General features: G+C 74.0%; 11 protein-coding genes and 1 riboswitch. Of the genes, 7 read left to right on the top strand and 4 right to left on the bottom strand.

Features of this window, described 5'->3' with window-relative positions; translation table 11 throughout:
* Positions 1 to 203: 203 nt before the first annotated feature.
* Together RLT57_RS24140 and RLT57_RS24135 are read left to right on the top strand one after the other, a co-directional pair.
* Entirely contained in the window at positions 204 to 1,274 is a 1,071-nt protein-coding gene (locus tag RLT57_RS24140; protein ID WP_311299361.1) for an adenosine deaminase, read from the top strand.
* Between the two features lie 2 nt (positions 1,275 to 1,276).
* Entirely contained in the window at positions 1,277 to 1,981 is a 705-nt protein-coding gene (locus RLT57_RS24135; protein WP_311299360.1) for a glycerophosphodiester phosphodiesterase, read from the top strand.
* A gap of 88 nt (positions 1,982 to 2,069) precedes the next feature.
* On the opposite strand, the gene RLT57_RS24130 is transcribed toward RLT57_RS24135, so the two are convergent.
* Positions 2,070 to 3,506 (bottom strand): gamma-aminobutyraldehyde dehydrogenase, encoded by a 1,437-nt coding sequence (locus RLT57_RS24130; RefSeq protein WP_311299359.1) that lies wholly within the window; start codon positions 3,504 to 3,506, stop codon positions 2,070 to 2,072.
* Between the two features lie 184 nt (positions 3,507 to 3,690).
* On the opposite strand from RLT57_RS24130, the gene RLT57_RS24125 reads away from it, so the two are divergent.
* The 5 genes from RLT57_RS24125 to RLT57_RS24105 all read left to right on the top strand — a co-directional run bounded on the left by RLT57_RS24125 (position 3,691) and on the right by RLT57_RS24105 (position 8,953).
* Entirely contained in the window at positions 3,691 to 4,167 is a 477-nt protein-coding gene (locus RLT57_RS24125; protein ID WP_311299358.1) for an Lrp/AsnC family transcriptional regulator, read from the top strand.
* On the top strand, positions 4,152 to 5,540 hold the full coding sequence (locus RLT57_RS24120) for an aspartate aminotransferase family protein (protein ID WP_399129921.1): 1,389 nt from the start codon (positions 4,152 to 4,154) through the stop codon (positions 5,538 to 5,540). The genes RLT57_RS24125 and RLT57_RS24120 overlap by 16 nt, the downstream gene beginning before the upstream one ends.
* A 219-nt stretch (positions 5,541 to 5,759) precedes the next feature.
* A complete protein-coding gene (locus tag RLT57_RS24115; RefSeq protein WP_311299356.1) occupies positions 5,760 to 6,482 on the top strand; it encodes an ABC transporter ATP-binding protein in 723 nt (240 codons plus the stop codon).
* A 49-nt stretch (positions 6,483 to 6,531) separates the two neighbouring features.
* Positions 6,532 to 7,650: a hypothetical protein gene (locus RLT57_RS24110; RefSeq protein WP_311299355.1), complete on the top strand. Its 1,119-nt coding sequence runs from the start codon at positions 6,532 to 6,534 to the stop codon at positions 7,648 to 7,650.
* Positions 7,651 to 7,831: 181 nt separating this feature from the next.
* The gene (locus RLT57_RS24105; RefSeq protein WP_311300845.1) at positions 7,832 to 8,953 is read left to right on the top strand and encodes an LOG family protein; all 1,122 of its coding nucleotides are present in this window, start codon (positions 7,832 to 7,834) and stop codon (positions 8,951 to 8,953) included.
* A gap of 27 nt (positions 8,954 to 8,980) precedes the next feature.
* Here the strand turns inward: RLT57_RS24105 and RLT57_RS24100 are convergent, their stop codons facing one another.
* The 3 genes from RLT57_RS24100 to RLT57_RS24090 form a co-directional block, all read right to left on the bottom strand.
* A complete protein-coding gene (locus tag RLT57_RS24100) occupies positions 8,981 to 10,015 on the bottom strand; it encodes an ABC transporter ATP-binding protein (protein ID WP_311300844.1) in 1,035 nt (344 codons plus the stop codon).
* A 12-nt stretch (positions 10,016 to 10,027) separates the two neighbouring features.
* Complete coding sequence (locus RLT57_RS24095; protein ID WP_311300843.1) at positions 10,028 to 11,644, bottom strand: ABC transporter permease; 1,617 nt, start codon at positions 11,642 to 11,644, stop codon at positions 10,028 to 10,030.
* 77 nt (positions 11,645 to 11,721) lie between these two features.
* A complete protein-coding gene (locus tag RLT57_RS24090; RefSeq protein ID WP_311299354.1) occupies positions 11,722 to 12,846 on the bottom strand; it encodes a thiamine ABC transporter substrate-binding protein in 1,125 nt (374 codons plus the stop codon).
* A riboswitch (TPP riboswitch) is annotated at positions 12,838 to 12,949 on the bottom strand. It overlaps the preceding gene by 9 nt.
* Positions 12,950 to 12,954: the final 5 nt, after the last annotated feature.

The raw sequence follows: 12,954 nt of genomic DNA, 5'->3' as shown, positions 1-12,954 counted from the left end.
TCCAACAAGGGATTCCGTTGTTGCCTTTTGGTTACGCGACGAATTCTGTGCCCAGCCTGTCGCGCGACCTGCACCCGTACCGGCCCGCGGCCCCCTCCCGCGCCGGCCGGCGCGCTTACCCGGCGGGTCGCGGCGGCAGGCCGGGTTGTCGGACGGGCGACCTAGGATGAGGCCAAGAGCTGCCCCGTGGAAGGACACCCCGCATGCCCGACATCGCGACCGGCCAGGCACCCGCTCCGGGGCGGGGCGGGGGCGGCGGATTGGACGGCTTCATCGCCGGGCTGCCGAAGGCCGAGCTGCATGTCCACCACGTCGGTTCCGCGTCCCCGCGGATCGTCGCCGAGCTGGCCGCCCGGCACCCCGACTCGGCGGTGCCGGCCGATCCGGCGGCACTGGCGGACTACTTCACCTTCCGCGACTTCGCGCACTTCATCGAGGTCTACCTGTCGGTGGTGGACCTGATCCGGGACGCCGAGGACGTCCGGCTGCTGACCTTCGAGGTGGCCAGGGACATGGCCCGGCAGAACATCCGGTACGCGGAGCTGACCGTGACGCCGTTCTCCTCGACCCGGCGCGGCATCCCCGGCCGGGCGTTCATGGAGGCCATCGAGGACGCGCGGAAGGCCGCGGAGTCCGAGCTGGGCGTGACGCTGCGCTGGTGCTTCGACATTCCGGGCGAGGCGGGGCTCGCGGCGGCGGAGCAGACCACGCGGCTGGCGCTGGACCTGCGGCCCGACGGGCTGGTGTCCTTCGGCCTGGGCGGGCCGGAGGTCGGCGTGCCCAGGCCCCAGTTCAAGCCGTACTTCGACCAGGCGCGCGCCGCCGGCCTGCACAGCGTGCCGCACGCCGGCGAGACCACCGGGCCGCAGACCATATGGGACGCGCTCCAGGTGCTCGGCGCCGAGCGGATCGGCCACGGCACCAGCGCGGTCGGCGACCCGCGGCTGCTGGACCACCTGGCCGAGCGGCGGATCCCCCTGGAGGTCTGCCCGACCTCCAACGTCGCCACCCGGGCGGTCGCCTCGCTGGACGAGCACCCGATCCGGCGGCTGGCCGACGCGGGCGTGCTGGTCACCGTCAACAGCGACGACCCGCCGATGTTCGGCACCGACCTCAACACCGAGTACGCGGTGGCGGCCCGGCTGCTGGAGCTGGACCCGGCCGGAGTGGCGGCGCTGGCGGCGAACGCGGTCGAGGCGTCCTTCCTCGACCCGGCGGGCAAGCGGGCGCTGGCCGCCGAGATCGCCGCGTACACCACCTCCTGGGGCGGCTGACCATGGTGAACTTCCGGCTCACGGCGCAGGCCATCGCGCACCGCGGCGACCCGTACCACCACCGCGAGAACACCCTGCCCTCCATCCGCTCGGCGCTGCTCAAGGGCGCGGACGTGGTGGAGGTCGACGTCCGGATCACCCGGGACGGGGTGCCGGTGCTGCTGCACGACCCGACGCTGGAGCGGCTGTGGGAGCGCCCGGAGCCGGTGGCGGCGCTGACCGCGGCGGAGCTCGCCGAGCTGACCGGCGACCGCGTGCCGACGCTGGCCGCGGCCCTGGCGGAGCTGGGGCGGCACCGGGCCGGCCGGATGCTGCTCGACCTGACGGGCGAGGACCAGGCCGGGCCCTCGGTGGCGGCGGTCCGCGCGGCCGGGGCGGCCGAGCGGGTCTTCTACTGCGGCGAGCTGCCGGCCCTGGTGGCCACCCGGGTCCACGACCCGGCCGCCGAGATCTCCATGACCTGGAAGACCTCTCGGCGCCCCCCGGAGTCGCTCGTCGCCGACCTCGCCCCCCGCTGGATCAACTTCCGCTTCGGCCTGGTGAACCCGGCCACCGTCGGCTGGGCCCGGGAGCACGGCCTGCTGGTCGGGGCCTGGACCGCCGACTGGAGGCGTTCGATGGCCCGCCTGGTCGCGTACGGCGTGGACGGCATCACCACCAACCGGCTGGAGACGCTGCAACGGGTGCTCGCCGCCGGGCGCCCCTGACCGGACGCGGCGCCGGGGGTACGGGGCGGGGCCGCCCCCGGCGTCACCGGGCGGGGGCGGCGCGTCCGCCGCCCCGGCACCGGCCGGCTCACGAGTCCAGGGACGTCATGACGTGCTTGATCCGGGTGTAGTCCTCGAAGCCGTAGCCGGACAGGTCCTTGCCGTAGCCCGACTTCTTGAAGCCGCCGTGCGGCATCTCCGCCACCAGCGGGATGTGCGTGTTGATCCACACGCAGCCGAAGTCCAGCCGCCTGGCCATCCGCATCGCCCGGCCGTGGTCCTTGGTCCACACCGACGACGCGAGCGCGTAGTCGACGCCGTTGGCCCACTCCACCGCCTGCTCCTCGTCGGTGAAGGACTGCACGGTGATGACCGGGCCGAAAACCTCGTGCTGGATGATCTCGTCGTCCTGCCGCAGTCCGGAGACGACGGTCGGCGCGTAGAAGTAGCCCTGCCCGCCGACCCGGTGGCCGCCGGTCTCGACCTTGGCGTGGCCGGGCAGCCGCTCGATGAAGCCGGTGACCTGCGCCAGCTGGTTGGCGTTGTTCAGCGGCCCGTACAGCACGTCCTCGTCGTCGGGCAGCCCCGTCTTGGTCTCGCCGGCCGCCTTGGCCAGCGCCTGGGTGAACTCCTCGCGGATCGACTCCTGCACCAGCACCCGGGTGGCGGCCGTGCAGTCCTGGCCGGCGTTGAAGTAGCCGGCGACCACGATGTCCTCGACCGCCTTGGCGATGTCGACGTCCTCGAAGACGACGACCGGCGCCTTGCCGCCGAGTTCCAGGTGCACCCGCTTGACGTCCTTGGCCGCGGACCCGGCGACCTCGGTGCCGGCCCGTACCGAGCCGGTGATGGACGCCATCGCGGGCACCGGGTGCTCGACCATCGCCCGGCCGGTGTCGCGGTCGCCGCAGATCACGTTGAAGACGCCCTTGGGCAGCACGGACCCGAGGATCTCGGCGAGCAGCACGGTGGAGGCGGGGGTGGTGTCCGACGGCTTGAGCACCACCGTGTTGCCGGCCGCGAGGGCGGGCGCGAACTTCCAGACGGCCATCATCATCGGGTAGTTCCAGGGCGCGACCTGCGCGCAGACCCCGATCGGCTCACGGCGCACGAAGGAGGTCATGCCGTCCATGTACTCCCCCGCCGAGCGCCCCTCCAGCATGCGGGCGGCGCCCGCGAAGAACCGGATCTGGTCGACCATCGGCGGGATCTCCTCGCTCGCGGTCAGCCCGAGCGGCTTGCCGGTGTTCTCGCTCTCCACCGCGATCAGCTCCTCGGCCCGCGCCTCCACCGCGTCGGCGATCCTCAGCAGCGCCCGCTGCCGCTCGGCGGGCGTGGTGTCGCGCCAGCCGGGGAACGCCGCCGCGGCGGCGGTCATCGCCGCGTCGACGTCCGCCGCCCCGGACAGCGGTGCCTTCGCGTACGCCTGTCCGGTCACCGGGTTGACCACCTCGGTGGTCCGTCCGTCGGCGGCGTCGCGGAATTCTCCGTCGATGTAGTTGCGCAGAGTACGGAGTTCGGTCACGGCGCTGGCTCCCTGCCTGGTTATGTCCACGTGCTGAGACGCCCCCAGCTTAACCGGAGCACTGCCGTATTCGGCACACCTACTCGATCAGGACAACCGATTCGGTTTCCCGCATCGTCGACGGCAACGAATTTCATCGTCCGGGGCTTGCGGGACCGACGAACTCTCCTGCACAGTGGTGCGGGTGGCCACTCGTGACAGAAACGGCGTCCTGTCGTCCATCGACGGGGTGTCGAAGGCGATCATCGAACAGCTCCAGGAGGACGGCCGCCGCCCGTACGCGGCGATCGGCAAGGCGGTGGGCCTGTCGGAGGCGGCGGTGCGGCAGCGGGTGCAGAAGCTGCTGGACCAGGGCGTCATGCAGATCGTCGCGGTCACCGACCCGCTGACCCTGGGCTTCCAGCGCCAGGCGATGGTGGGCATCAACGTCGAGGGCGACATCGACCCGGTCGCGGAGTCGCTCGCCGCGCTGGACGAGGTGGAGTACGTGGTGATCACCGCGGGCTCCTTCGACCTCCTGGTGGAGATCGTCTGCGAGGACGACGACCACCTGCTGGAGATGATCAACAAGCGGATCCGCGCGCTGCCCGGCGTGCGCTCCACCGAGAGCTTCGTCTACCTCAAGCTCCGCAAGCAGACCTACACCTGGGGAACCCGATAGCCATGAACGCGGACCAGTCTCAGCTGTCGAAGACCGCGTACGACCACCTGTGGATGCACTTCACCCGCATGTCGTCCTACGAGAACGCCCCCGTGCCCACCATCGTGCGCGGCGAGGGCACGTACATCTTCGATGAGAACGGCAAACGGTACATCGACGGCCTGTCCGGGCTCTTCGTGGTCAACGCCGGGCACGGCCGCCACGAGCTGGCCGAGACGGCCTACAAGCAGGCCCAGGAACTGGCCTTCTTCCCGATCTGGAGCTACGCCCACCCCAAGGCCGTCGAGCTGGCCGAGCGGCTGGCGCACTACGCGCCCGGCGACCTGAACAAGGTCTTCTTCACCACCGGCGGCGGCGAGGCCGTCGAGACGGCGTGGAAGCTGGCGAAGCAGTACCACAAGCTGACCGGGAACCCCGGCAAGTACAAGGTGGTCTCCCGGGCGGTGGCCTACCACGGCACCACCCAGGGCGCCCTGTCCATCACCGGGCTGCCCGGCCTCAAGGCGCCGTTCGAGCCGCTGGTGCCCGGCGCCCACAAGGTCGCCAACACCAACATCTACCGGGCCGCCCAGTACGGCGACGACCCGGAGGCGTTCGGCCGCTGGGCCGCCGACCAGATCGAGCAGCAGATCCTCTTCGAGGGCCCGGACACGGTCGCCGCGGTCTTCCTGGAGCCGGTGCAGAACGCCGGCGGCTGCTTCCCGCCGCCGCCCGGCTACTTCCAGCGGGTCCGGGAGATCTGCGACCGCCACAACGTGCTGCTCGTCTCCGACGAGGTGATCTGCGCCTTCGGTCGGGTCGGCACCATGTTCGCCTGCGAGAAGTTCGACTTCGTGCCGGACATGATCACCTGCGCCAAGGGCATGACCTCCGGCTACTCACCGATCGGCGCGTGCATCGTCTCCGACCGGCTGGCCGAGCCCTTCTACCGCGGCGGCAACACCTTCCTGCACGGCTACACCTTCGGCGGCCACCCGGTGTCGGCCGCGGTCGCGCTGGCCAACCTCGACATCTTCGAGCGCGAGCGCCTCAACCAGCACGTCCTGGACGAGGAGGGCGCTTTCTTCGACACCCTGAGGAAGCTCCACGACCTGCCGATCGTCGGCGACGTCCGCGGCAACGGCTTCTTCTACGGCATCGAGCTGGTCAAGGACAAGGCGACGAAGGAGACCTTCACCGCCGAGGAGACCGAGCGGGTGCTGTACGGCTTCCTGTCCAAGGCCCTGTTCGACAACGGCCTGTACTGCCGGGCCGACGACCGCGGCGACCCGGTGGTGCAGCTGGCGCCGCCGCTCATCTCCGACCAGGCGCTCTTCAGCGACATCGAGGGCATCCTGCGGGGCGTGCTGACCGAGGCGTGGGCCAAGCTCTGAGCCCGCCGCCCGCGGCCCCCGGGTGCGGCCGTACGGGGTAACCGGCCGGCGCGCCGAACCGTCGGCCGCCGCGCCTGCGGGCGTCACTGCCGGCACCGGGCCTACGGTGCCGGGAGTGACCGCCCTTCCCCCGGCTCGTTTGACGGAGTGCGTCGGCCCGACGCAGCGCGTCCGGCGCCCGTGCCGCACGCGCCGGGGAACGACCCGCGGAGGAACGCCATGGTGACCCCGCCCGACAACGACGTGCTCTGGGCCCGTGCCCTGCGCCATTCCCACCAGGGCTCGCCGGCGCTGCTCGGCGTCTCGATCAGCGTCCGGGCCGGCGAGATCCTCGCGGTGGCCGGGGCCCGCGGCGCCGGGAAGTCCACGCTGCTGCACTGCCTGTCCGGGCAGCTGGTGCCGGAGGAGGGCGAGGTCTGGTTCAACAGCGCGCCCGTGCACACGCTGCCGGAGGCGGCCCGGGAGGCGCTGCGCCGGAACCGCTTCGGCTGGGTCGGCGCGGGCGCGCAACTGGTGCCCGAGCTGACCGGGTGGGAGAACGCGGCGCTGCCGCTGCTGATGCGCGGTGACGGCCACCGGACGGCGAAGGCGGCGGCGCTGGAATGGCTGGAACGGCTGGACATCGGCGATGTCGCACGCCGCCGGCCCGCCGAACTCGTCCCGTCCCAGCAGCAGCGGATCGCGGTCGCCAGGGCCCTGGTCACCGGGCCCGACGTGGTCTTCGCCGACGAGCCCACCGCGCTGCTGCACCGCGCCGACCGCGCGCACCTGCTGCGCACGCTGACCAGTGCGGCCCGCTCGCACGGCATCACGGTGGTGCTGGGCACCGCCGACCCGGAGACCGGCCGGCACGCGGACCGCACCGTCACCCTCGTCGACGGCCGCCCCGACACGGCGGCGTCCGCCCGGGACCGCGACCTCGCCGCACCGGCCTCGGTGTGAGCGGCGCTGCGGCGGCCCCACGGGGCGCCTTCCCGACGGCGGTGGCGGGGTGCTGAGCCTGCGGGTGCTGCGCGGGAGCCGGCCGGCGGCGCTGGGCCGCTGGGCGCTGGTCGCCGCCGCCGCGGCGGGCACCGGCCTGCTGCTGCTGTCCGCGCTCGGCTGGGCGCTGGCCCACCCCGGGCACGGCACGGCCGACGCGCTGGTACGGCTGGGGTGGTGCGTGGTCCCGGTAGTGGTGACGGTGCAGCTCGCCGTCGCGGTCGGCCGGACGCAGCCGGCCGGGTGGCCCGGGGCCGGGCTGGCCGGAGCCGGGCTCGGGCGGACCGGACTCGTCCTGCTGACCGCCGCGACCACGGCGGTGGTCTGCGCGGCCGGCAGCGCGCTCGCGCTGCCGGCCTTCCTCCAACTGCGCGGGGATGTCACCGGGGTGCCCTTCGACGGTGTCGGGCCCGGTCTGCTCGCCGCGGGCAGGCCGCTGCCGCTGGCCGGGGCGGTCACCCTGCTCGCCCTGGTGCCGGCCGCGGCGGCGGCCACCGTCGCGGCCGGTCTGCGGGCGCGGCCCGCCGCCGCGATCGAGGCGCCCCGCGGCCTGCCCTGGGGGATCGCCCTCGTCGCGATCGGGCTGGCCACCGAGGTGACCGCCACCGAGGGCGGCGCCCTCCCGCTGCCCAGCGGCCTCGGTTCAATCCCGCCCGGCGCGGTCGGCGGCTGGATCGTCGCCACCGCGGGCCTGATGACGGCCGGGCCGGGTCTGATCCACGCCTGCGGGCGGGTGCTGGCCTGCTACCGCCCCGGCGCCCTCCGTCTGCTGGCCGGCCGCGCCCTGCAGCGCGAGTCCCACGCGCTCGGCCGCCCGCTCGGCCTGCTCTGCGCCACCGCCGCGGCGGCCGTGGCCGCTTACGGCTTCCAGCGCGGCGGCGACCACCCGCTCGGGCCGGTCACCGTCTTCGCCGCCGCCCTCATCGCCGTGTGCGTGCTGGCCACCGCCGCCCTCGCCTTCCGCGAGACCCGGCACACCCGTACCGAGGCCACCGCCGCCCTGCGCGCCGTCGCCGCCTCCCCCGCCCTGCTGCGCGCCGCGTCGGCCCTGCGCACCACCGCCCTGGTGGCCGCACTGCTGCCCGCCACCGTCCTGGTGGCCGCCCTCTCCTCCATCCCGGCCGCCTGAGCCCGCTGCGGCCTCTTTCCGCCGTGCGGCGGCCGGCGGCGGCCGGCGGGTCCGGCGCGCGGTGCGGCGGTCCCACGGCGGGCGCCACGGGCACGCCGGGGCGCCGCGGACCACGGCCGGCGTCCGGCGGGCTAAGGTGCTGGACGTGCCAGCCGAGACGCCTTCCGCCGACGTACCGCCGATGCCCGCCGAAGAAGAGCCGGCGCAGCCCGCCCCGAAGGAGATCCAGACCCTGGAGGAGTTCGACCGCGTCGCCGTCACGGGGTCGTTCGCCGGATACCGCGTGCAGGCGGTGGACCTGCGGGACCGCACCTTCGCGCTGCTGGTCGCGCAGACCTCGCAGGCGGTGTTCCTGGGCTGCCCGATGGAGCCGCAGGCGCTCGCCCATGTGCGGGCGGGCGGCGCCCTGGTGTTCCCGCCGGTGCCCGAGCTGCCCTTCGACCCGTACCGGGCGGCGCTCTACGCGCCGGGGGAGCTGTACGAGGGCCTGGAGGAGGCCGGCTACCCGGGCACCCCGGACGCGCGGACGTACGCCTGGTACCTGCGGACCGCCGCCGACGGCGACATACTCGCCTCGATGCTGCGCTCGATCCACGACGACGCCGTCTCCGACGCGCTGGACGAGCGGCTGCTCGGCCGGCGCGTGGTGGGCGTGATGGGCGGGCACGCGATGGAGCGCGGCGGCGCCGCCTACGCGGGGGCCGCCCGGCTGGGCCGGGAGCTGGCCCGGCGCGGGCTGACCGTGGCGACCGGCGGCGGTCCGGGCGCGATGGAGGCCGCCAACTTCGGCGCGTACGCGGCCCCGTACGACGACGTGATGCTCGGCAAGGCGCTGACCGTGCTGGCCGGCGTCCCCGACTTCCGCCCGTCGGTTGCGGGCTGGGCGGCGGCCGCCCTGGCGGTACGCGACCGGTGGCCGGACGGCGGCCCCTCGTACGGGCTGCCGACGTGGTTCTACGGGCACGAGCCGTCGAACGCCTTCGCCGCGCACATCGCGAAGTTCTTCGCGAACGCCACCCGGGAGGACGGCCTGCTGTCCCGCTGCACGGCGGGCGTCGTCTTCCTGCCCGGGGCGGCCGGCACCGTCCAGGAGGTCTTCGACGCGGCGACGCCGAACTACTACGGGTCCCGCGGCGAGCCGGCCCCGATGGTGCTGGTGGACCGCGCGCACTGGACGACCCGGCTGCCGGTGTGGCCGCTGCTGCGGTCACTGGCGGCGGACCGGCCGATGGGCCGCCGTATCGAGCTGGTCGACAGCGTCACCGAGGTGCCGGCCGCGCTCGACCGGCTCGCCGCGGCCTGACCCGGCGGCTGCCGGCAGGGCGGGACCTCAGCGGCCGGCGCCGGACCCGAGGGGCACGATGTCGGCCGCGTCGAAGGCGACGCCGACCCGGGCCCCCTCCCCGGGCGCGTCGCGCAGCCCGCACTCGGCTTCCAGTTCCGGCCCGTGCTCGGGCCGCAGCGTCACCGCGACGTGCCCGCCGCCGCGGAAGGTGCGGGCGACGACCTCGCAGCCGAGTCCGGTGTCCGGCGGCCCGAGCCGTACCCCCGTGGGCCGCACCAGCAGCTGCCCGGGGCCTTCCGGGGTGCCGTCGGGGACGGGCAGCTCGCCCCACGGGGTCACGGCGACGGCGCCCTCGACAGTGGCGTCGGTGATGTTGTCGAAGCCGAGGAAGCGGGCGACGAACTCCGACACGGGGCGCTGCCAGACCTCAAGGGGCGTACCGGACTGGGCGATCCGGCCGTCCCGCATCACCACGACCCGGTCGGCGAGCGCGAACGCCTCACCCTGGTCGTGGGTGACGGCCAGCACCGTGGTGCCCAGCCGGCCGAAGATCCGGCGCAGCTCCACCACCAGGCGTTCACGCAGCGAGCGGTCGAGCTGGCCGAGCGGTTCGTCGAGCATCAGCAGCCGCGGTTCGGGGGCCAGTGCGCGGGCGAGGGCGACGCGCTGCTGCTCGCCGCCGGAGAGGGTGGCGACCGCGCGGCGGGCGGCGCCGGGCAGGCCGACCAGCGCGAGGAGTTCGGCGACCAGCCGGTCGCGCGGCCCGCGCGGCATCCTGTGCACGCGCGGCCCGAAGGAGACGTTGCCGCCGACGTCGCGCTGCGGGAAGAGCTGGTGGTCCTGGAACATCAGGCCGACCCCGCGCCGGTGCGCGGGCACCGCCCGCTGGTCGGCGCCGTCGAGCAGCACCCGGCCACCGTCCAGCGGCTGGAGTCCGGCGACGGTCCGCAGCAGGGTGGACTTGCCGCTGCCGCTGGGCCCGAGCACGCAGACGATCTCGTGGGCTGCGACCTCCAGGTCCACCGTGTCGAGCGCGGCGCGCTCCCCGAACCGTACGGTCGCGGCCTCCAGGCGCAGCAGCGGGCGGGTCATCTAGAACTCCCCGGCGGAGTCGGCGCTGGTCCTGAGGTTCTCCAGGACCAGCAGCGAGGCGGCGCACACCAGCATCAAGACGGTGCTCAGGGCCATCGCCTGGCCGTAGTTGGCGGCGCCGGCCCGGCCGAGCAGGCGGGCGACGGCGACCGGCAGGGTCGGGCTGTCGGGGCGTGCGATGAAGACGGTCGCCCCGAACTCGCCCAGGGACACCGCGAAGGCGAACCCGGCGGCGATACCCAGCGCCCGCCCGACAAAGGGCAGTTCGACCTCCCGCCAGACCCGGGCGGGTGACGCACCGAGCACCGCGGCGGCCTCCCGCAGCCGGTGGTCCACGGCCCGCAGCACCGGCACCATGACCCGGACCACGAACGGCACCCCGACCAGGGCCTGGGCGAACGGCACCAGCAGCCAGGAGTCCCGCAGGTCCAGCGGCGGCTTGTCGAGGGTGATCAGGAAACCGAAGCCGACGGTGACCGCCGAGGTGCCCAGCGGCAGCATCAGCAGCGCGTCGAAGCCGCGTACCAGCCGGCCGGCCCTGCGGACCAGGGCCGCCGCGGCGAGCCCGCCGACCAGCAGCGCGACGACGGTGGCGGCGGCTGCGTAGCGCAGCGAGTTCCAGACCGTCTCCAGCGGGGCGACCAGGAACGTACCGCCGTCGGCGTCGGCGGAGGCGAGACCGCGGTAGTAGGTGAGTCCGTAGCCGCCGGGGCCGTCCAGGGAGCGGGCGACGAGCACACCGAGCGGCAGCAGGATCAGCAGCGCGACGACGGCGAGCACGGCGGCCAGCAGGACCCGTTCGCCGCCGCGCGGCCGGTGCGCGGTGCCGGCGGCGTCGACCAGCCGCAGGGTCGCCTCGCGGCGCCGTACCGTCCAGGCGTGCAGGGCCAGGATCGCGGCCACCGCGGCGAGCTGGAGCAGGGTGAGCACGGCGGCGGCCGGCAGGTCCAGGAGTTCGGCGGTCTGCCGGTAGATCTCCACCTCCAGGGTGGAGTATGTGGGCCCGCCGAGGATCTGGATCACGCCGAAGGAGGTGAAGGTGAACAGGAACACCAGCAGCGCGGCGGCGGCCACCGAGGTCCCGAGCGCGGGCAGCGTCACCCGGCGCCAGGCCGCGAACCGGCCCGCGCCGAGCGTCCGGGCGGCCTCCTCCTGCCGCGGGTCGAGCTGCGCCCACAGGCCGCCGACGGTGCGGACGACCACCGCGTAGTTGAAGAAGACGTGGGCGGTCAGGATCGCCCAGACGCTGGTGTCGAGCCGGAAGCCCAGCAGGTCGTCGCTGAAGCCGCCGCGGCCGAGCAGCGCCAGGAAGGCGGTGCCGGCCACGACCGTCGGCAGCACGAACGGCACGGTCACCACCGCCCGCAGCAGCCGCTTGCCGGGGAAGTCCAGCCGGGCGAAGACGTACGCGCCCGGCAGCGCGAGCGCCAGGGTCAGGCCGGTGGAGGCGGCGGCCTGCCAGCAGGTGAACCACAGCACGTGCCGGATCGAGCCGTCGCCGAGTACGTCGCCGACCGCGCCGAGGTGCCAGCCGCCGTCCCGGCGCAGTCCGCGGCCGACGATGGAGGCGACCGGGTAGGCGAAGAAGACGGCGAAGAAGACGAGCGGCGGCGCCATCAGCGCGAGCCGGACGGTGGTGGCGCGGGTGGGGTGCGGGAGGCGGCGGGGGGCCGGGAGGTGGGGAGCGGCCGCCGTCAGAGGACGATCGAGGTCCATGCCTTCACCCAGTCGTCCCGCTTGTCGGCGATCGTGGCGGGGGGCAGCGTCGTCGGGTGGTCGATCCGCGCGCCGTACCTGACGAACACCTCGGGCTCGACGGCGCCCTTGCGGACCGGGTCGACGTACATCTGGAGGGGCATGTCCTCCTGGAACGCCTTGCCGATCATGTAGTCGATGAGCGCCTTGCCGCCCGCGGGGTTCTTCGCGCCGTGCAGCAGCCCGGCGAACTCGATCTGCCGGAAGCAGGTCCCGGTGGACACGCCGACCGGTGACTGCGCGGGCGCGGGGCTGACCCCGATCACCTCGGCGGGCGGGCTGGAGGCGTAGGAGACCACCAGCGGCCGGTCGCCCTTGGCCTTCTTGCCGGCGCCCGAGCCGGAGAAGCTCTCGTTGTACGCCTGCTCCCAGCTGTCGACGACTTCGACGCCGTTCTTCCGCAGCTGTTTCCAGTACGCCTGCCAGCCGTCGCCGCCGTAGGCGGCGACGCTGCCGAGCAGGAAGGCCAGGCCCGGGGAGGAGGTACTGACGTTCTCGGTGACCAGCAGGTTCTTGTAGGCGGGCTTGGCCAGGTCGGCGAAGGTCTGCGGCGGGGCGAGCCGGTGCGCGGTGAAGTAGGCGCGGTCGTAGTTGACGCAGACGTCGCCGGAGTCGATGGGGGTGACCCGGTGTCCTGCGGCGTCGAGTTGGACGTCGGAGGCGACCTGGTCGAGGTCCCTGGCCGTGTAGGGGTCGAACAGGCCGTTGTCCAGGGCGCGGGAGAGCAGGGTGTTGTCGACCCCGAAGAAGACGTCGCCGCGCGGGTGGTCCTTGGTGAGGATCGCCTGGTTGACGGCCGCGCCCGCGTCGCCGCCGCGCAGCACCTTGACGGTGTAGCCGGTCTTTTCGGTGAACTCCGCGAGCACCTCCTTGGAGGCGGCGAAGGAGTCGTGGCTGACCAGGGTGACGGTCTTGGACTTCGTCCCGCCGCTGGCGGCCGGGGCGCCGGCGCCCGGCCCGGTTCCGGAACCCGATCCGGAGCCGCCGCCGCACGCGGCCAGGACCACGGCTCCCGCGGTGGCGAGGACGAGCGCGCCCATGGCACGCCGACGAACGCTCTTCATCTGCTGACTCCCTACGCCGGTACGACCCGGATCAGGTCCGAGGGTCTGCGGTCTCGGGGGCCGCACTCTCAGCGCCGTCTCAGGCGCTCCCCTGTCGGAGTGTTCACT

It is taken from the genome of Streptomyces sp. ITFR-21 (genome assembly GCF_031844685.1).
GTDB lineage: Bacteria > Actinomycetota > Actinomycetes > Streptomycetales > Streptomycetaceae > Actinacidiphila.
Note: the sequence above shows the minus strand (reverse complement) of the source record. Positions and strands in the feature narration are given on the sequence as shown.